A 17,696-nucleotide genomic window follows, 5' to 3' on the forward strand; every position below is an offset into this window, starting at 1 on the left:
GTCTGCATATGTGTGGACTGTAACAGGCGCAGGCGGCTGCTCACAAATAGGCACTTTTGGAACCGAAAGTGCCGTATGAAAACGTGGAGGGGATACAGGTGAAAGCAGAAAAAATCGTGAGACAGAAGATAAGAACCCCTGATTTTACACCGGGAATCAAGCGGACAGAGACGGGAATGCACTTGTGCGTCGAGGCACCGGGGACATTCTGCCATCTGGCAATTTATGAGACAGGTAAAAAACAGGGTGTTCGGATCCCATTTTCCCCGGAAGAACGGGTGGGGGATCTCTGGATGATGGAGCTTGCGGGCGATGATTTTTCGGGACTGGAATACACGATCGAGACTGAGCAGGGGGAGCTGCCGGATCCGTGCGGGCGCATCTATACAGGACATGAGCGCTGGGGCGATCTAAAAGCGGCGCTCCGTCCGGTGCGCTGCCGTTTCCCGGAAGAAACGTATGACTGGGAAATGGATCAGCCGCTGAAACATCCGTATGATGAGACGATCCTGTACCGGCTGCATGTGCGCGGATTTACCCGTCATACTTCTTCCGGCACCGGGGAGCGGGGAACGTTCCGTGCGCTGACGGAGAAAATTCCCTATTTAAAGGAATTGGGTATCACAGCAGTTGAATTAATGATGCCGAATGAATTTCAGGAAGTGATGATGGAGGATGGGGCAGACGGGAATCCGTATGCGACTGGGACACCGACCGGACGGCTCAATTACTGGGGCTATGGGGCGGGATACCTGTTTGCGCCGAAAGCTTCGTACACATCCGGGAAAGAGAAAGAACCGGAGCGGGAATTTAAGGATCTGGTGAAAGAATTTCATAAAAATGATATTGAAGTGCTGGTTGAGCTTTATTTTACCGGCGAGGAGAGCGCGGCACTGGCGCAGGAGGCGGTTCGTTTCTGGGTTTACGAGTATCATGTGGATGGCGTGCACCTGTCCGGGTTTGCGCCGGCCGAACTGCTGGCGTCGGATCCGCTGTTAGCTGATACGAAGCTATTAGCTGGTTCCTGGGATGGCGTGCGTGTGCCAAAAACGGCAGCGGCACCGAAGCTGCGGGAGCGCCGCTGGCATCTGGGCGAGTACAATGAAGGATTTTTGATCGATATGCGCCGGGTATTAAAGGGCGATGAGGATCAGGTCGGCCGTCTCATTTACCAGACACGCCGGAATCCGGACGCGTATGGCGTGATCAACTATATGGCGGCGACAAATGGCTTTACGATGATGGATATGGTTTCCTGTGAGCAGAAGCACAACGAAGCGAACGGGGAGAATAACCGGGACGGAAGCGATTATAATTATACGTGGAACTGTGGCGTCGAGGGCACGACGCGGAAAAAGAAGATTGTGCAGATGCGGAAAAAACAGCTCCGCAACGCATTTTTGCTGCTCTTTCTGAGCCAGGGAACGCCGATGTTTTTAGCGGGCGATGAGTTCGGCAATTCCCAGAACGGCAACAATAATGCTTACTGTCAGGACAATGAGATTTCCTGGCTCAACTGGCATCAGCTGGAGACAAACCGGGATATTTACGAATTTGTAAAATATATGATAGCGTTCCGCAAAGCGCATCCAGTGTTCCATCTGCCGGTGGAGCCGAAAAATATTGATTACCTCGTCTGCGGACACCCGGATGTTTCCTACCACGGCGTCAAAACATGGTGCCCGGAGTTTGAAAACTTCCGCCGCCAGCTCGGCATTCTCTACTGCGGCGAGTACGGGCGAAGAGCGGACGGCACCAGCGATGACTATTTCTTTGTCGCCTACAATATGCACTGGGAGCCGCATGAATTTGATCTTCCGAAACTTCCGAAGGGAATGCAGTGGACTCTGTGCATCAACACAGACGACGCAGACAATAACGGAATCTGTCCGCCAGAAAGCCTGGAGGCAGGGCAGGAGCCGCAGGAAGAGCTTCGCCAGTATATGGTTCCGCCGCGGAGTATTCTGGTATTTCGCGGCTTTAAGCCAATTTCCGGTCCGGCATCCGAAAAGGATGGCAAAAAAGCTGGGAAAGTGGTAAAATCGGTAAAACGGCAGAATGTCAGAAAAGAACCGGCAAAGGAAGCGGAGACTGTGGTTGCGGCAGCGCGCGAACTGTAAGAACGGAATTGAAAGAGGATAAAGCAAGTTGAAAAAGAAACTTTTTAGAGGGCTGGCAGCCGCCCTGTGTGCTGCCATGATGGCAGGGAGCGCGGCGCTTCCGGCATATGCGGCGGGTCCGTCACGGGAGTCGGTTCCCTATGCGGATTCCTATGCCTCCTATCAGTGGGCTTTTTTAAATACAGGTGAACTGCGTCTGGTGCCGAGCCATACGGCGGCAGTGGATGCAGCGATTGGGGCGATTACCGGCAGCCCGGCGCTCTCAGCAGATGGAACGGTCCGTTCTCTGGAAGGAATCGATATGAATATTGTCCCGGCATGGAAGAAATATGACGCGAAAAGTGGAAAACGTCAGGTGATTGTGGCGCTGATTGATACAGGGGTTGACATAACTCACCCGGAGCTTAGCGGTTCGATCTGGACGAATACGGGGGAAATTCCGGGCGATGGCATTGACAATGACGGAAATGGTTATATCGATGACGTTTACGGCTGGAATTTCTATGATAATAATGCCCAGGTATTTACCGGGACGGATGACAATCATGGTACCCACTCGGCGGGCACGATCGCGGCGGCGAGAAATGGAGTCGGAACGGTTGGAATCTGCGATCCGGCGTATGTGAAGATCATGGTGATCAAGACGCTTGGAACATCGTCCGGTGTCGGAACCGTCAGCAACGTGGTTAAGGCGATCCGGTATGCGCAGGCGAATGGCGCGTCGATCTGCAATCTGAGCTTTGGCACGATGAAATATAGCGAGGAGCTGTATCAGGCGATCAAGGATTCGGGGATGCTGTTTATTGTAGCGGCTGGAAACGGCGACGCCTCCGGCAATGGCTACAGCATCGATGAGCAGCCGATGTACCCGGCAAGCTTTGAACTGGACAATATCATTTCCGTGGCAAACCTGCGCTTTGACGGTCAGCTCGACCGTGCGTCCAATTACGGGGTGAGAAGCGTGGATCTGGCAGCGCCGGGCAATTATATCCTGAGCACGATCACGGGCAATGACTATGCCTACATGAGCGGCACATCGATGGCGGCGCCGATGGTGACCGGAACGGCGGCAATGCTGTACTCCTGCGATGCGTCCCTGTCGCTTATGGATGTGAGAAACCGTATTCTGCAGTCGGCGCGGCCGCTTGAGAGTCTGTCCGGCAAGGTGGCAACCGGAGGTATGCTGGATGCCGGGGCGGCAATGCCGTAGATGGGAAGTTACTGTTCGCAGGTAGGCACTTTTGGAACCGAAAGTGCCGTAAGAAAACGTGGTGGCAGCAGGAATTTGCCGTATTTAAATGCGAAGCCACGGCAAATTCCGTTACTGGGCACGTATGCGTGAACAGTAACGATGGGAAAAACGAAAAGAAAGATTGTTAAAAAAATATTGAAATTCTTGTTTGTATATGATACCATGAACGGGTGAGATAATTGCCCCGCAGATTCATATGTTTATATGTATGAAGACGGAGTAATTACCATGATTTCTTCGGGGCAGGGCGAAATTCCCTACCGGCGGTATAGTCCGCGAACCGCGATGGCGGCCGATTCGGTGAGATTCCGAAACCGACAGTATAGTCTGGATGAGAGAAGAGGCAGGAGTCAGAGAGTGTACCGCTTGAGCGTAAGCAGGCTGGTGTACATCGGCTAAGTTGCGATTTATTATCCCAGGTCCCGAACAACCTGGGATTTTTTAGTTTTACAAATGCAGCTAGTCCGGCACTTGATTCATACTCCTCCTTCGGAGAAATGAGTTTTAAAACCGAAAGGAGATTTAAGATGAAGACAGGAAAATGGAGTATTCAAAAATTGATTTATACGGCGATGCTGGCAGCGGTTGCTGGCGTGCTGATGTCATTGGAATTTTCGGTTCCGATGATGCCGCCGTTTTATAAGGTGGATTTCAGTGATGTACCGTCTGTGATTGCCGTGTTTCTGATGGGACCGGTATCCGGTATCTGTGTAGAAGTCATCAAGCTGTTAATCAAGCTGATTACTGTCGGAACTAACACGATGTACGTCGGTGAGCTGGCCAACCTGATTGCGGCGTTCCTGTTCGTATGGCCGCTGTGGTTCCTCTATCAGAAGCTGGGCGCTAACCGTAAGGCAGCTGTAGAAGCACTTCTGCTCAGTATCGTGATCCGCACCGCGTGTGCATGCTTTATCAATGCGAACATTACGCTTCCGTTATATGCGAAAGCGATGAGCCTGCCGCTGGATGAAGTGATCCGCATGGTAGCGTCGGTCAACCCGGCGATCAAAGACCTGAATGGATTTATCATCCTGGCGACGATCCCATTCAACGTATTGAAAGTGGGACTCAACTATATCGTTGGACAGCTTTTGTTTGTACGCCTGCGTGCGGCGAAGATTGTGCCGAAAGCAGTATAAAATGAAATAAGAGGAATGGTTTGACGGATTTGGCTGTTTGCTGTGAAACGGCAGAACCATTTCATAGAAAGGATTGTCGGGAAACCGCTGGGAAAGCTGCCTGGGGGAAGAATCCCGGACAATCCTTTTTTGTTTGATGGAACGTGCAAAGACATATCTGTTTTTATAAGAGGAGGAGATACTATGATACGTAACTATAGAGATTTGACAAGATGGGAAATGGAGCAGGTGGACCGTGAGAACACGATTGTCCTGATTCCGCTCGGGGCGCTGGAACAGCACGGCAATCAGGCACCACTGGGAACGGATGATATTATCGCGGAGGCGATGAGTCAGGAGATCAAAAAGGCACTGGAGGCAGAGGGGGAAGAAGACTTCCCGATGCTGCTGTTTCCGGTGATTCCGGTGGGCTTAAGTACAGAGCATAAGAATTTCTGCGGTTCGGTCACAGTCCGGCCGGACACTTACTATCATCTCTTATATGATATATGCGTCAGCCTGGCGCATCACGGTTTTAAGAAGCTGGCTTTTTTGGTATGCCATGGTGGGAATGCGCCGATTGCGCAGGTTTTAAGCCGGGAACTTCGGAGTGAGCTGGGGATTGCACCGTTTATCCTTTCATCGGGGGCATTTGGTCATCCGGATGTAAAAGCAACGATTTCAAAGGGGAATATCTGGGATTTCCACGGTGGAGAGATGGAGACATCGATGGTAATGGCGGTCGATGAGAGTCTTGTGAAGCTGGAACTTTCGGAAGCGGGAGAGCCGACGGCGTTTGAGAAGACCCGCGCCCTGAAGCCATACGGTCCGGTTTCGATCGGCTGGGTGTCGGAGGACTGGAAAACAAAAGACGGATCGCCGATTGGAATTGGAGGAGATCCGTCTGGTGCAAGCGCCGAGAAGGGGCGAATTATATTAGAGACGAGTGCGCGGGAACTGGTCCCGGGGCTGTTAGATATCCGGGATTGGAATGAATAGGAATCAAACTTAAAAATGGGGTGTCTATGTCATCCGAATACCAGTGTTATTTACCAGATTCCCAGCGTCCGGATGCACCGCATGGTAATACCAGTCCGGTGCGGGTAACCGGAAGTCCCAGCTCGTCCGATTTCACTGTGCCGCCGTGGGTGGAGGCAACTTCGGTTGAGAGCATATAGGTCAGGACGGACGGCGCCAGCCCGGTGGTGTAGGAGTTGATGAGGAAGAAGAGCGGGTTGTCCGATAACAGTTTCGTACAGAGCTGCACGAACGGGTAAATCGAAGTTTCGATCTTCCAGATCTCGCCTTTCGGTCCGCGGCCGTAGGACGGCGGGTCCATGATGATTCCGTCGTAATGGTTGCCGCGGCGGATCTCACGCTCAACAAATTTCACACAGTCATCGACGATCCAGCGGATGGGTGCATTTTCCAGCCCGGAGGAACGGGAGTTTTCCTTCGCCCAGGCTACCATGCCCTTGGAGGCGTCCACATGGGTCACGCTGGCGCCGGCTGCGGCTGCCGCCAGGGTAGCGCCGCCTGTGTAGGCAAAGAGGTTTAAAACCTTGATTGGGCGTCCGGCATTGCGGATGCGGTCACCGAACCAGTCCCAGTTTGCCGCCTGTTCCGGGAAGAGACCTGTGTGCTTGAAGCTGAACGGTTTTAAGTTAAAGGTCAGTTCTTTGTAATGGATCGACCACTGCTCCGGCAGGTCGAAAAATTCCCATTCGCCGCCGCCCTTGGAGCTTCTGTGGTAGTGTCCGTTCATCTTTTTCCAGCCGCGGTGTGTCTTGGGGGTGTTCCAGATAACCTGCGGGTCCGGGCGAACCAGAAGATAGTCGCCCCACCGCTCCAGTTTCTCTCCTTCGGAGCAGTCAATCACTTCATAATCGTTCCATCCATCTGCAATCCACATAAAATTTTATCCTTTCAAAAAAATGAGGCGCAAACCCCGGAAAAGGGTATCTGCCGCCTTTATAATCGGTGTTATCCATAAGCCATTTCTAACCAAAACGCAGTCTGTCTGACCGGAAAAAACGGTTCAGTTGAAATGCATACCTAATTATATCGGTCATTGATTGGCGTGTCAAACCTTTTGAACGGCTTCCTGCCAAAAAAGTAAATAAATTGAAAGATAAATCTCCTTGAAGATTCCTACATCTCCTGTTAAAATGTATATTAGGTAAATGATAGATTGCACGTATCTGGAACAAAACAAGGCGTTATAAGCATCTGATGCAGTCTCCACACGACGGGAAGTGTGCGAATGCGCAGCAGGTGGGAGAATAGACGTTATCAATCGTGAACTGGGAGGGCTTGTATATGAAGAAACAGAAACTGGCAGTCTGCGTCCTTTCCGCAGCGCTGATGATAGGGGCGGCGACCCTGACATCTTACGCGGCAGAAGGCTGGCAGCAGTCTGGAAACAGCTGGATATATGTGGACAACAATGGTAATAAGGTGACGAATACCTGGAAGAAGGGCGCAGACAATCTCTGGCGCTATCTCGATTCCCAGGGCAACATCGCGTCGAACTGCTGGGTGGACGACGAATACTTTGTCGAGAGTACCGGCATCATGGCGACTGACAAGTGGCTGAAACTGCCGAAGCGCAATCCGGCATGGAACGAGACTTCCGCTACGACGGTCTGGTACTATTTCTCCACCAGCGGAAAGATGGTATCCGACGGCTGGTCCAAGATCGGCGGCAAGTACTATTACTTCGACGGTGATGGAGCGATGCAGACGGGCTGGGTGGATGATGACACCTACTACACGAATGCAGATGGTGTCATGCAGATCGGCTGGGCATATCTGGAAGATCCGGATGATACCAAAAAGGACGATGATGAAGTGAAACCCGGCGACGATGATGAGGATCATCATTGGTACTACTTTCAGAGTTCAGGAAAGAAATATGTGCCTTCTTTAGGCGGCGCTAAATATAAACAGTATAAGATTGACGGAACCTACTACTGCTTCGACGAAAACGGAGCGATGCAGACCGGCTGGGTCGATATGGGAAATTCCTCTGGATTTGCAAATTACCGTTATTATCAGAGCAACGGTCAGGTACAGACTGGCTGGCTCTCCACGACTCCGCCGGAGGATGATGATTACAATCTGGATCTCGGCAGCGATGTACAGTGGTATTATTTTTCAAGCAACGGCGAGCCGAAGGTGGGTCCGAAGATTTCTGACGCTTCGACGAGCAACCTGGTTCGCATCAACAATATTACCTACTTATTTAATGAGAAGGGCAACCCGGTCTATGGTCTGAGACGTCTGGAGGTAGGAACGAGCGGTCAGTATGCCTGCTATTTCTTCGGCGCGGACAAGGCGACCAGCTCAGTCGTAAAAGGCAAGGGAAATGTAGTAGAGGGCGACGGAACGACCGGACAGTTCTATTTCGCTGACAGCGGCAACAAGGCTGGACGCGGCTACTCAGGTGTGGAGGATGGATTCCTGTACTACATGGGTAAGCTTCAGAAGGCAGACAGCGGTACCAAGTATGAAGTCATTGAAGTCAATGACAAAAACTATCTGGTAACGACGAGCGGCAAGGTAGTGAAATCCAGCACCGTGAAGGATGCGAACGGCACAAAGTTTAAGACAAGCTCTGCGGGTGTTGTCACAGAGGTGGACGGCACAAGCGACGATGGCAGCGACGAGGCTAGAACCCCGGTGGAACCGACGTATTGGGAGGATTAATTAAAAAAGCTGGGAGTCTTCTCGACTGAGATAAAATTTCTGCATGGAAATATATTCTTGTGGATAAACAGGAGTTTCTTCTATATATAAGGTGTAATTACCCACCGGAAGAAGAAACTCCTGTTTTTTCTTGAAAAATATAGATTTTTTCTTAAAAAAACACTTGCATTTCCCAGAAAGCTGTGTTATTATAACGAAGCTGTGGCATGATAGCGATGAAACGAGAGGTTGCTGCTTATGATAAGCAGGTTATTCCGCGGAGCGAATGTCAAGTTAGGAAACTGGCGACAAGTCACTGTACAAGAATAGAGTATCCTGAAGACAAATGACGGATTTGGTGTGTGGACTGCGAGGACACACACGGGTATGTGTACAGTCACCGCTTGTCGTGCTTAATAGTACGAAAAGGAGGCGACTTTTTTTATGGCAAGTCAAGTAATGAGAATCACACTGAAAGCTTATGATCATCAGCTGGTAGATACATCCGCTGCAAAAATCATTGAGACTGTAAAGAAAAACGGATCAAAGGTGAGTGGACCGGTGCCGCTGCCAACTAAGAAAGAGGTAGTAACCATTCTGCGAGCAGTTCATAAGTACAAAGATTCCAGAGAGCAGTTCGAGCAGAGAACTCATAAGAGACTCATCGATATCATTGCTCCGAGCCAGAAGACAGTTGATGCACTGCAGAGACTGGAAATGCCGGCTGGCGTGTCCATCAACGTAAAGATGAAAAACAAATAATTAAGAATCCTATACTAGTTTAGATAGAGACATCTGGACAGTTCTAGGATGAACGCGGGAGTTTGACGAACGCGTTCCGCTGTAGAAAAACAGGAGGTCAGATTAATGAAGAAAGCGATTTTAGCTACCAAAGTCGGAATGACTCAAATCTTCAACGAAGACGGAGTTTTAACTCCAGTAACCGTTCTTCAGGCTGGACCGTGTGTTGTTACACAGGTTAAGACAGAAGAGAACGATGGCTACAAAGCAGTACAGGTTGGTTTTGTAGACAAGAGAGAAAAACTTGTGACAAAGCCGGTTAAGGGTCATTTTGACAAGGCAGGCGTTGCTTACAAGAGATATGTAAGAGAGTTCCGCTTAGAGAATGCTGAAGAGTATTCTGTAAAAGACGAAATCAAGGCAGACATCTTCGCAGCAGGCGATAAAATTGATGCAACTGCTATTTCCAAAGGTAAAGGTTTCCAGGGTGCCATCAAGAGACACGGCCAGCACAGAGGACCGATGGCTCACGGTTCCAAGTTCCATCGTCATCAGGGTTCCAACGGTTCTGCAACCACACCGGGACGCGTATTTAAGGGCAAAGGAATGCCGGGTCACATGGGCAGCGTAAAAGTAACTGTTCAGAACCTGGAGGTTGTTAAGGTTGATACTGAGAACAACTTACTCCTTGTTAAAGGCTCTGTACCGGGACCGAAGAAATCCTTAGTAACAATCAAAGAGACAGTAAAGGTCGCTAGATAAGGCTTTTACGGGAAAGGAGGAACATACAGATGGCAAACGTATCTGTTTTCAATTTAGAAGGCAACGAAGTTGGCACATTAGAACTGAATGATGCTGTATTCGGTGTAGAAGTAAATGAACATCTGGTTCACATGGCAGTTGTAGCACAGCTTGCTAACAAACGTCAGGGAACTCAGAAAGCAAAAACCCGTTCCGAAGTTTCCGGCGGTGGTAAGAAACCGTGGAGACAGAAAGGTACCGGACATGCAAGACAGGGTTCAACAAGAGCTCCGCAGTGGACGGGCGGCGGCGTAGTATTCGCTCCGACACCACGTGATTACACAATCCGTTTAAATAAGAAAGAGAAGAGAGCTGCTCTTAAATCTGCTCTGACAAGCCGTGTAAACGAGAACAAGTTCATCGTAGTTGAGGCTATGAACTTCGACGAGATCAAGACAAAGAAATTTGTTGAGGTTATGAACAACCTGAAAGTAAACAAAGCTTTAGTTGTTCTGGATGAGGCTTGTGACAAGGCTGTATTATCCGCTAGAAACGTGGCAGACGTTAAGACTGCTTCCGTAAGCACCATCAACGTTTACGATATCCTGAAATACAACACAGTAGTAGCAACCAAGGCTGCTGTAGCTTCTATCGAGGAGGTATATGCATAATGGCAAACGTACAGTACTATGACGTAATCCTCAAACCGGTTGTAACTGAGAAGAGTATGAATGCTATGACAGACAAGAAATACACCTTCCTGGTACACACCGAGGCAAACAAAACTATGATCAAAGAAGCCGTTGAGAAGATGTTCCCGGGCACCAAAGTTAAGAGTGTCAACACCATGAACATGGACGGCAAGACAAAGAGAAGAGGCATGACATTCGGTAAGACAGCTGCAACAAAGAAAGCTATCGTTCAGCTGACCGAGGACAGCAAAGAGATCGAGATCTTCGCTGGTTTATAATTCATCCTCAATAGACAATTATACGACGAACACTATGTCGTGAAAAACATGAAGAAACGCCAGGAGGCGTTGAACGAAAGGAGTCAAAGTCATGGGAATTAAATCTTACAGCCCATATACACCTTCCAGAAGACATATGACCGGCTCTGATTTCTCTGAGATTACAAAATCCACACCGGAGAAATCCTTAGTAGTTTCTTTAAAGAAGAACGCAGGTCGTAACAACCAGGGTAAAATCACCGTTCGTCACAGAGGCGGCGGTTCCAGAAGAAAATATAGAATCATCGACTTCAAGAGAAATGCAAAAGACGGTATCGCAGCAACCGTACTTGGTATCGAGTACGATCCGAACCGTACAGCAAACATCGCTCTGATCTGCTACGCAGACGGCGAGAAAGCTTATATCCTTGCTCCGGCTGGTTTACAGGTTGGACAGAAGGTTATGAGCGGTGCAGAGGCTGAGGCAAAAGTTGGTAACTGCTTACCGCTTTCTGAAATCCCGGTTGGTGCACAGATTCACAACATCGAGCTTCTTCCGGGCAAGGGTGGTCAGCTGGTTCGTTCCGCTGGTAACTCTGCTCAGTTAATGGCTAAAGAAGGCAAATATGCAACCCTTAGATTACCGTCCGGAGAGATGAGAATGGTTCCGATCAGCTGCCGCGCTACTATCGGTGTAGTTGGCAACGGCGACCACAACCTGATCAATATCGGTAAGGCTGGTAGAAAACGTCACATGGGTATTCGTCCGACTGTCCGCGGTTCTGTTATGAACCCGAATGACCATCCGCATGGTGGTGGTGAGGGCAAGACCAGTATCGGTCGTCCAGGTCCTTGCACACCTTGGGGCAAACCGGCACTCGGCCTGAAGACCAGAAAGAAAAACAAACAGTCTAATAAGTTAATCGTAAGAAGAAGAAACGGTAAACAGTAATAGGAGGTATACTAATGGGTCGTTCATTAAAAAAAGGACCATTTGCAGATGCTCATCTTTTAAAGAAAGTAGATGAGATGAACGCAGCAGGACAGAAACAGGTTATCAAAACCTGGTCCCGCCGTTCCACAATCTTCCCGCAGATGGTTGGACATACAATCGCAGTTCACGATGGTAGAAAACATGTTCCGGTATACGTGACAGAGGACATGGTTGGACATAAACTCGGTGAGTTCGTAGCCACTAGAACTTACAGAGGCCACGGAAAAGACGAGAAGAAAGCAGGACGTAAGTAAGTTACGCTTGAAAGGAGGTTTCACCAATGGCTAAAGGACATAGATCCCAGATTAAAAGAGAAAGAAATGCTAATAAGGATACGAGACCGTCGGCTAAGCTGTCTTACGCCAGAGTATCCGTTCAGAAAGCATGCTTCGTATTAGATGCCATCAGAGGCAAAGATGTGAAGACAGCGCTTGGTATTGTAACATACAATCCTAGATATGCTTCTACTTTAATTAAAAAATTACTCGAGTCTGCTGTTGCTAACGCAGAGAACAACAACCAGATGAATCCGGAGAACCTGTACGTTGCAGAATGCTTCGCTAACAAGGGACCGACAATGAAGAGAGTAAAACCGAGAGCACAGGGCCGCGCTTACAGAATCGAAAAGAGAATGAGCCACATCACAATCGTGCTTGATGAGAAATAAGAGGAGGCAATTATGGGACAGAAAGTTAATCCGCACGGCTTAAGAGTCGGTGTTATTAAAGACTGGGATTCCAGATGGTATGCGGAAGCTGATTTTGCAGATAACCTGGTAGAGGATCACAAAATCAGAACCTTCCTTAAGAAGAAATTATACAGCGCCGGTGTTTCCAAAATCGAAATCGAGCGCGCTTCTGATAAAGTAAAAATCATTCTTTACACTGCTAAACCGGGCGTTGTTATCGGTAAGGGCGGCGCAGAGATCGAGAAGACAAAAGCTCAGGTTCAGAAATTAACTGACAAGAAAGTTTTTGTAGACATCAAAGAAGTTAAGAGACCAGACAGAGACGCTCAGCTCGTTGCAGAGAATATCGCTCAGCAGCTTGAGAACCGTATTTCCTTCCGTCGTGCGATGAAGTCCGCTATGGGCAGAACCATGAAGGCTGGAGCTAAGGGTATCAAGGCTTCCGTATCCGGACGTCTTGGCGGTGCTGATATGGCTCGTACAGAGTTCTACAGCGAGGGCACTATCCCGCTTCAGACATTAAGAGCAGATATTGACTACGGTTTCGCTGAGGCAAACACAACATACGGCAAGACCGGTGTTAAGGTTTGGATCTACAAAGGCGAGGTACTTCCTGCGAAAGGAAATAAGGAAGGGAGCGATAAATAATGTTAATGCCGAAAAGAGTAAAGCGTCGTAAACAGTTCCGTGGTACCATGGCCGGCAAGGCGCTTAGAGGAAATGTAATCAACTACGGTGAGTACGGTTTAGTCGCTACAGAACCGTGCTGGATCAAATCCAACCAGATCGAGGCAGCCCGTGTTGCCATGACCCGTTACATCAAACGTGGTGGTAAAGTTTGGATTAAGATTTTCCCGGATAAACCAGTAACTGCTAAACCGGCTGAGACTCGTATGGGTTCCGGTAAAGGCGCACTTGAGTACTGGGTAGCAGTAGTAAAACCAGGCCGCGTAATGTTCGAGATCGCGGGTGTACCAGAGGAGACAGCGAGAGAAGCGCTTCGTCTTGCTATGCACAAACTTCCGTGCAAGTGCAAGATTGCTTCTAAAGCAGATTTAGAAGGCGGTGATAACAGTGAAAATTAATAAGTATGTAGAAGATTTAAAAGCTAAGACATCTGCAGAATTAAACGAAGAATTAGTAGCTGCTAAGAAGGAACTCTTCAACTTAAGATTCCAGAACGCTACCAACCAGCTGGATAATACAAGCAGAATTAAAGAAGTTCGCAGAAACATCGCTCGTATTCAGACTGTTATTACAGAGAAAGCGAACTAATTATCATAGATTCCTAAAATAGGAAAGGAGATATCTACCGTGGAAAGAAATCTTAGAAAAACACGTACCGGTAAGGTAGTAAGCAACAAGATGGACAAAACAATCGTAGTTGCTATCGAAAACCACGTAAAACATCCTTTAATCGGTAAGATTGTTAAGAGAACTTATAAATTAAAAGCACACGACGAGAACAACGAGTGCGGTATCGGTGATACTGTAAAGGTAATGGAAACAAGACCGTTATCCAAGGATAAGAGATGGAGACTCGTCGAAATTATCGAGAAAGCGAGATAATTTCTAAATCAGAAAGGAGTATTGGGCATGATTCAGCAGGAGACCAGATTAAAGGTTGCCGACAATACCGGTGCGAAAGAATTACTCTGTATCCGCGTTATGGGCGGCTCTACTAGAAGATATGCAAATATTGGCGATGTAATCGTTGCCAGCGTTAAAGATGCAACACCAGGCGGTGTTGTAAAGAAAGGCGATGTAGTGAAGGCCGTTGTTGTACGTACCGTTAAGGGCGCACGCCGTAAAGATGGTTCCTACATCAAATTTGATGAGAACGCAGCCGTTATCATCAAAGACGACAAGAACCCGAGAGGAACCCGTATTTTTGGGCCGGTTGCCAGAGAGCTTCGTGAGAAACAGTTTATGAAGATTGTTTCCCTGGCTCCGGAAGTACTGTAGGAGGTGTCAGCTGTGCATAAAATTAAAAAAGGCGACCTGGTAAAGGTTATCACAGGTAAAGACAAAGACAAAACCGGAAAAGTTCTTTCCGTTAATGTAAAGAAGAATACAGTCCTGGTTGAGGGATGCAACATGGTAACAAAGCATACCAAACCGTCTGCAGCTAATCAGCAGGGCGGCATCATCCATCAGGAAGGCGCGCTTGACATTTCCAACGTTATGCTGGTAGTGGATGGCAAGGCTACGAGAGTTGGCTTCAAAGTAGAAGACGGCAAGAAAGTCCGTGTTGCTAAGGCAACAGGTAAAGTAATTGACTAATACAGAGAGGAGGAACGTTAAAATTGGCTAGATTAAAAGAAATGTATCAGAGCGAAATCGTAGACGCTATGATCAAAAAATTCGGATATAAAAATATCATGGAAGTGCCGAAGCTGGACAAGATTGTTATCAACATGGGCGTTGGCGAGGCAAAAGAAAATGCTAAAGTTCTGGACTCTGCTGTAAGAGATATGGAAATCATCACTGGCCAGAAGGCAGTTCTTACAAAAGCGAAAAAATCAGTCGCTAACTTCAAACTTAGAGAGGGTATGGCTATCGGCTGTAAAGTTACCCTGCGTGGCGAGAAGATGTATGAGTTCGCTGATCGTCTGATCAACCTGGCTCTTCCGCGAGTAAGAGACTTCCGCGGTGTAAATCCGAACGCATTTGACGGCAGAGGCAACTACGCTCTGGGTATCAAAGAGCAGCTTATCTTCCCGGAGATCGAGTACGATAAAGTAGATAAGGTAAGAGGTATGGATATCATCTTCGTTACCACTGCTAAGACCGACGAAGAAGCACGTGAGCTGTTAACTCAGTTCAACATGCCATTTGCTAAATAATAGGAGGATTTATCATGGCTAAAACTTCAATGAAGATTAAACAGCAGCGTCCGGCAAAATTCTCCACCAGAGAATATAACCGCTGCAGAATCTGCGGTCGTCCGCATGCATATTTAAGAAAATACGGCATCTGCAGAGTTTGCTTCCGTGAATTAGCTTACAAGGGCGAAATTCCGGGCGTAAAGAAAGCAAGCTGGTAGGCATTGAGCACTTGATGAGGTAGTTTCGAATCTAGTGCGAAAGCCCGTCCCGAGACTTAGTGAGTCAGAGTCGAAGACGATAGACGAGCTTAGTCGAGTGGACGATGCCTATATTATAGAGGACACATCCTAGTGTTCCCAAAACCCACCGAAACCCACTTACAGTAAGTGGTAGTCAAATTATAAGGAGGCACACTCAAAATGACAATGAGCGATCCGATTGCAGATATGCTTACAAGAATCCGTAATGCTAACACTGCAAAACATGATACAGTAGATGTTCCGTCTTCCAAGATGAAATTAGCAATCGCTGACATCCTGGTAAAGGAAGGTTTCATCAAGAAATATGACGTTGTTGAGGACGGCAATTTCAAGACTATCCGTATTACCTTAAAGTACGGTAAAGACAAAAACGAGAAAATCATCTCCGGCATCAAGAGAATTTCCAAACCGGGTCTGCGTATCTACGCAAACAAGGAAGATATGCCGAAGGTACTGGGCGGTTTAGGTGTAGCTATCATCTCCACCAACCAGGGCGTTATCACTGACAAGCAGGCAAGAGAACTCGGCGTAGGCGGAGAAGTTCTTGCATTTGTTTGGTAAGCCGAAAGCATCATCATCGGTTTAGACAAGGTATAGATACAACTGAAAACAGAGAAGCCTTAGCGGCTTCTCCGAAAATCTAAGTAGGAGGTAAAAGGCATGTCACGTATCGGAAGAATGCCAGTTGCGATTCCGGCGGGCGTAACCGTAACAATCGCAGAGAACAATTTAGTGACTGTAAAAGGTCCGAAGGGAACTCTTGAGAGAGAACTCCCGGTTGAGATGAACATCAAAGAAGAGGATGGTCATATCGTAGTTACCAGACCGAACGACTTAAAGAAAATGAAATCTTTACACGGTCTGACAAGAACCTTAATTAACAACATGATTCATGGTGTAACAGAAGGCTATGAGAAAGTCCTGGAAGTTAACGGTGTTGGTTACAGAGCAGCGAAGCAGGGCAAGAAACTGGTTCTCAGCCTTGGTTACTCCCATCCGGTAGAGATGGAAGATCCGGAAGGCATTGAGACTGTTCTGGAAGGACAGAACAAGATCACTGTTAAAGGTATCAGCAAAGAAAAAGTTGGCCAGTATGCAGCTGAGATTCGGGATAAGAGAAGACCTGAGCCGTACAAGGGCAAAGGTATTAAGTATGCCGATGAGGTTATCAGACGTAAAGTTGGTAAGACTGGTAAGAAATAATTAAGGAGAGTGTGAAGATGGTTAGCAAACAGTCAAGAAGCGAAATTCGCGTTAAAAAACACGTTAGATTACGCAACCGTTTTTCTGGCACAGCCGAGAGACCGCGTTTAGCAGTGTTTAGAAGTAATAATCATATGTATGCTCAGATCATTGATGATACAGTTGGAAAAACTTTAGTAGCAGCTTCCACTGCCGAGAAGGAAGTTAAAGCTGAACTGGAGAAGACGAACGATGTTGCAGCAGCAGCTCACGTTGGAACTGTAATCGCTAAGAGAGCGCTTGAAAAAGGTATTAAAGAAGTTGTCTTCGATAGAGGCGGATTTATTTACCACGGAAAAGTTCAGGCATTAGCAGATGCAGCCCGCGAGGCTGGTCTGGAATTCTAGTAGGAAGGAGAACATACACATGAAACGTACAAAAATTGATGCCAACCAGTTCGAGTTAGAGGATACTGTAGTGGCAATCAAACGTGTATCCAAGACCGTTAAGGGCGGACGTACAATGCGTTTTTCCGCTTTAGTAGTAGTTGGAGATAAAAACGGCCACGTTGGTGCTGGTATGGGAAAAGCTGCTGAGGTTCCGGAAGCAATCCGCAAGGGCAAAGAGGCAGCTGCCAGAAACCTGATGGAGGTTCCGTTCGATGAGAACAATAGCATCCCGCACGATTTCCTCGGCAAATTCGGAAGCGCTAACGTACTTCTGAAGAAGGCTCCGGAAGGTACCGGTATTATCGCTGGTGGTCCGGCTCGTGCCGTACTGGATCTGGCTGGTTACAAGAACATCCGTACAAAATCCCTTGGTTCCAACAACAAGGCAAACGTAGTTCTTGCTACCCTGGCAGGCTTAGGTTCTTTAAAGACTCCGGAAGAGGTTGCAAAACTTCGCGGTAAGTCTGTAGAAGAAATTCTGAACTAATAGGAGGAGATAAAAATGGCAGAGAAATTAAAAATCACATTGGTTAAGTCTCCTATTGGCGCTATCCCGAAGCAGAAAGCAACGGTTGCAGCTCTTGGTTTAAACAAGACTGGCAAGACAGTTGAGCAGCCGGACAACGCCGCTATCAGAGGCATGATCCAGAATGTTAGACATTTAGTTAAAGTAGAGGAAATCTAAGA

General features: G+C 48.0%; 26 protein-coding genes and 1 riboswitch. Of the genes, 25 read left to right on the forward strand and 1 reads right to left on the reverse strand.

Features of this window, described 5'->3' with window-relative positions:
* Positions 1-98: 98 nt before the first annotated feature.
* The 4 genes from DWX91_RS05015 (at position 99) to DWX91_RS05030 (ending at position 5,489) form a co-directional block, all read left to right on the forward strand.
* Complete coding sequence (locus DWX91_RS05015) at positions 99-2,120, forward strand: alpha amylase C-terminal domain-containing protein (RefSeq protein ID WP_243017748.1); 2,022 nt, start codon at positions 99-101, stop codon at positions 2,118-2,120.
* A 28-nt stretch (positions 2,121-2,148) separates the two neighbouring features.
* Positions 2,149-3,330: a S8 family peptidase gene (locus DWX91_RS05020; protein ID WP_243017747.1), complete on the forward strand. Its 1,182-nt coding sequence runs from the start codon at positions 2,149-2,151 to the stop codon at positions 3,328-3,330.
* 271 nt (positions 3,331-3,601) lie between these two features.
* Positions 3,602-3,719: riboswitch (FMN riboswitch) on the forward strand.
* Between the two features lie 180 nt (positions 3,720-3,899).
* The gene (locus DWX91_RS05025) at positions 3,900-4,511 is read left to right on the forward strand and encodes an ECF transporter S component (protein ID WP_022360580.1); all 612 of its coding nucleotides are present in this window, start codon (positions 3,900-3,902) and stop codon (positions 4,509-4,511) included.
* Between the two features lie 183 nt (positions 4,512-4,694).
* Positions 4,695-5,489, forward strand: coding sequence for a creatininase family protein (locus DWX91_RS05030; RefSeq protein ID WP_107000797.1), 795 nt, complete (start codon positions 4,695-4,697; stop codon positions 5,487-5,489).
* 46 nt (positions 5,490-5,535) lie between these two features.
* Here DWX91_RS05030 and DWX91_RS05035 read toward each other — a convergent pair whose 3' ends face one another.
* Entirely contained in the window at positions 5,536-6,402 is an 867-nt protein-coding gene (locus tag DWX91_RS05035) for a class I SAM-dependent methyltransferase (protein WP_117796499.1), read from the reverse strand.
* Between the two features lie 407 nt (positions 6,403-6,809).
* Here DWX91_RS05035 and DWX91_RS05040 point away from each other — a divergent pair, with 407 nt between their 5' ends.
* The 21 genes from DWX91_RS05040 (at position 6,810) to rpmD (ending at position 17,694) form a co-directional block, all read left to right on the forward strand.
* The gene (locus DWX91_RS05040; RefSeq protein WP_118471548.1) at positions 6,810-8,198 is read left to right on the forward strand and encodes an N-acetylmuramoyl-L-alanine amidase family protein; all 1,389 of its coding nucleotides are present in this window, start codon (positions 6,810-6,812) and stop codon (positions 8,196-8,198) included.
* Between the two features lie 423 nt (positions 8,199-8,621).
* The gene (gene rpsJ / locus DWX91_RS05045; RefSeq protein ID WP_022360576.1) at positions 8,622-8,939 is read left to right on the forward strand and encodes a 30S ribosomal protein S10; all 318 of its coding nucleotides are present in this window, start codon (positions 8,622-8,624) and stop codon (positions 8,937-8,939) included.
* Between the two features lie 105 nt (positions 8,940-9,044).
* On the forward strand, positions 9,045-9,680 hold the full coding sequence (gene rplC / locus DWX91_RS05050) for a 50S ribosomal protein L3 (RefSeq protein WP_022360575.1): 636 nt from the start codon (positions 9,045-9,047) through the stop codon (positions 9,678-9,680).
* Between the two features lie 29 nt (positions 9,681-9,709).
* Positions 9,710-10,330 carry a 50S ribosomal protein L4 gene (rplD, locus tag DWX91_RS05055; protein WP_022360574.1) on the forward strand — a complete coding sequence of 207 codons (621 nt, stop codon included), beginning with the start codon at positions 9,710-9,712 and terminating at the stop codon, positions 10,328-10,330.
* The gene (gene rplW, locus DWX91_RS05060) at positions 10,330-10,629 is read left to right on the forward strand and encodes a 50S ribosomal protein L23 (RefSeq protein ID WP_022360573.1); all 300 of its coding nucleotides are present in this window, start codon (positions 10,330-10,332) and stop codon (positions 10,627-10,629) included. The genes rplD and rplW overlap by 1 nt, the downstream gene beginning before the upstream one ends.
* Positions 10,630-10,720: 91 nt before the next feature.
* A complete protein-coding gene (rplB, locus tag DWX91_RS05065) occupies positions 10,721-11,560 on the forward strand; it encodes a 50S ribosomal protein L2 (protein WP_022360572.1) in 840 nt (279 codons plus the stop codon).
* Positions 11,561-11,574: 14 nt separating this feature from the next.
* Entirely contained in the window at positions 11,575-11,856 is a 282-nt protein-coding gene (gene rpsS, locus DWX91_RS05070) for a 30S ribosomal protein S19 (protein ID WP_022360571.1), read from the forward strand.
* Positions 11,857-11,882: 26 nt separating this feature from the next.
* The gene (gene rplV / locus DWX91_RS05075) at positions 11,883-12,269 is read left to right on the forward strand and encodes a 50S ribosomal protein L22 (RefSeq protein ID WP_022360570.1); all 387 of its coding nucleotides are present in this window, start codon (positions 11,883-11,885) and stop codon (positions 12,267-12,269) included.
* 12 nt (positions 12,270-12,281) lie between these two features.
* Positions 12,282-12,938 carry a 30S ribosomal protein S3 gene (rpsC, locus tag DWX91_RS05080; protein ID WP_022360569.1) on the forward strand — a complete coding sequence of 219 codons (657 nt, stop codon included), beginning with the start codon at positions 12,282-12,284 and terminating at the stop codon, positions 12,936-12,938.
* The gene (gene rplP / locus DWX91_RS05085; protein ID WP_022360568.1) at positions 12,938-13,375 is read left to right on the forward strand and encodes a 50S ribosomal protein L16; all 438 of its coding nucleotides are present in this window, start codon (positions 12,938-12,940) and stop codon (positions 13,373-13,375) included. The genes rpsC and rplP overlap by 1 nt, the downstream gene beginning before the upstream one ends.
* Entirely contained in the window at positions 13,365-13,565 is a 201-nt protein-coding gene (rpmC, locus tag DWX91_RS05090; RefSeq protein WP_022360567.1) for a 50S ribosomal protein L29, read from the forward strand. Before rplP ends, rpmC begins: the two co-directional genes overlap by 11 nt.
* A gap of 39 nt (positions 13,566-13,604) precedes the next feature.
* On the forward strand, positions 13,605-13,859 hold the full coding sequence (gene rpsQ / locus DWX91_RS05095) for a 30S ribosomal protein S17 (RefSeq protein ID WP_107000794.1): 255 nt from the start codon (positions 13,605-13,607) through the stop codon (positions 13,857-13,859).
* Between the two features lie 27 nt (positions 13,860-13,886).
* Entirely contained in the window at positions 13,887-14,255 is a 369-nt protein-coding gene (rplN, locus tag DWX91_RS05100; protein WP_022360565.1) for a 50S ribosomal protein L14, read from the forward strand.
* Positions 14,256-14,267: 12 nt separating this feature from the next.
* Positions 14,268-14,573: a 50S ribosomal protein L24 gene (gene rplX, locus DWX91_RS05105; protein WP_022360564.1), complete on the forward strand. Its 306-nt coding sequence runs from the start codon at positions 14,268-14,270 to the stop codon at positions 14,571-14,573.
* Between the two features lie 23 nt (positions 14,574-14,596).
* Positions 14,597-15,136 (forward strand): 50S ribosomal protein L5, encoded by a 540-nt coding sequence (gene rplE / locus DWX91_RS05110; protein WP_022360563.1) that lies wholly within the window; start codon positions 14,597-14,599, stop codon positions 15,134-15,136.
* Between the two features lie 14 nt (positions 15,137-15,150).
* Positions 15,151-15,336, forward strand: a complete 186-nt coding sequence (locus DWX91_RS05115) for a type Z 30S ribosomal protein S14 (RefSeq protein WP_022345134.1) — start codon at positions 15,151-15,153, stop codon at positions 15,334-15,336.
* 201 nt (positions 15,337-15,537) lie between these two features.
* The gene (gene rpsH, locus DWX91_RS05120; protein ID WP_022360562.1) at positions 15,538-15,939 is read left to right on the forward strand and encodes a 30S ribosomal protein S8; all 402 of its coding nucleotides are present in this window, start codon (positions 15,538-15,540) and stop codon (positions 15,937-15,939) included.
* A 99-nt stretch (positions 15,940-16,038) separates the two neighbouring features.
* Positions 16,039-16,581, forward strand: coding sequence for a 50S ribosomal protein L6 (rplF, locus tag DWX91_RS05125; RefSeq protein ID WP_022360561.1), 543 nt, complete (start codon positions 16,039-16,041; stop codon positions 16,579-16,581).
* Positions 16,582-16,598: 17 nt separating this feature from the next.
* On the forward strand, positions 16,599-16,967 hold the full coding sequence (gene rplR / locus DWX91_RS05130) for a 50S ribosomal protein L18 (protein WP_022360560.1): 369 nt from the start codon (positions 16,599-16,601) through the stop codon (positions 16,965-16,967).
* 19 nt (positions 16,968-16,986) lie between these two features.
* Complete coding sequence (gene rpsE / locus DWX91_RS05135) at positions 16,987-17,496, forward strand: 30S ribosomal protein S5 (protein WP_022360559.1); 510 nt, start codon at positions 16,987-16,989, stop codon at positions 17,494-17,496.
* A gap of 15 nt (positions 17,497-17,511) precedes the next feature.
* Complete coding sequence (rpmD, locus tag DWX91_RS05140; RefSeq protein WP_022360558.1) at positions 17,512-17,694, forward strand: 50S ribosomal protein L30; 183 nt, start codon at positions 17,512-17,514, stop codon at positions 17,692-17,694.
* The last annotated feature ends 2 nt before the right edge of the window (positions 17,695-17,696 follow it).

This window comes from Clostridium sp. AF22-10 (assembly GCF_003478725.1).
Classification (GTDB): Bacteria; Bacillota; Clostridia; order Lachnospirales; family Lachnospiraceae; genus Otoolea; species Otoolea fessa.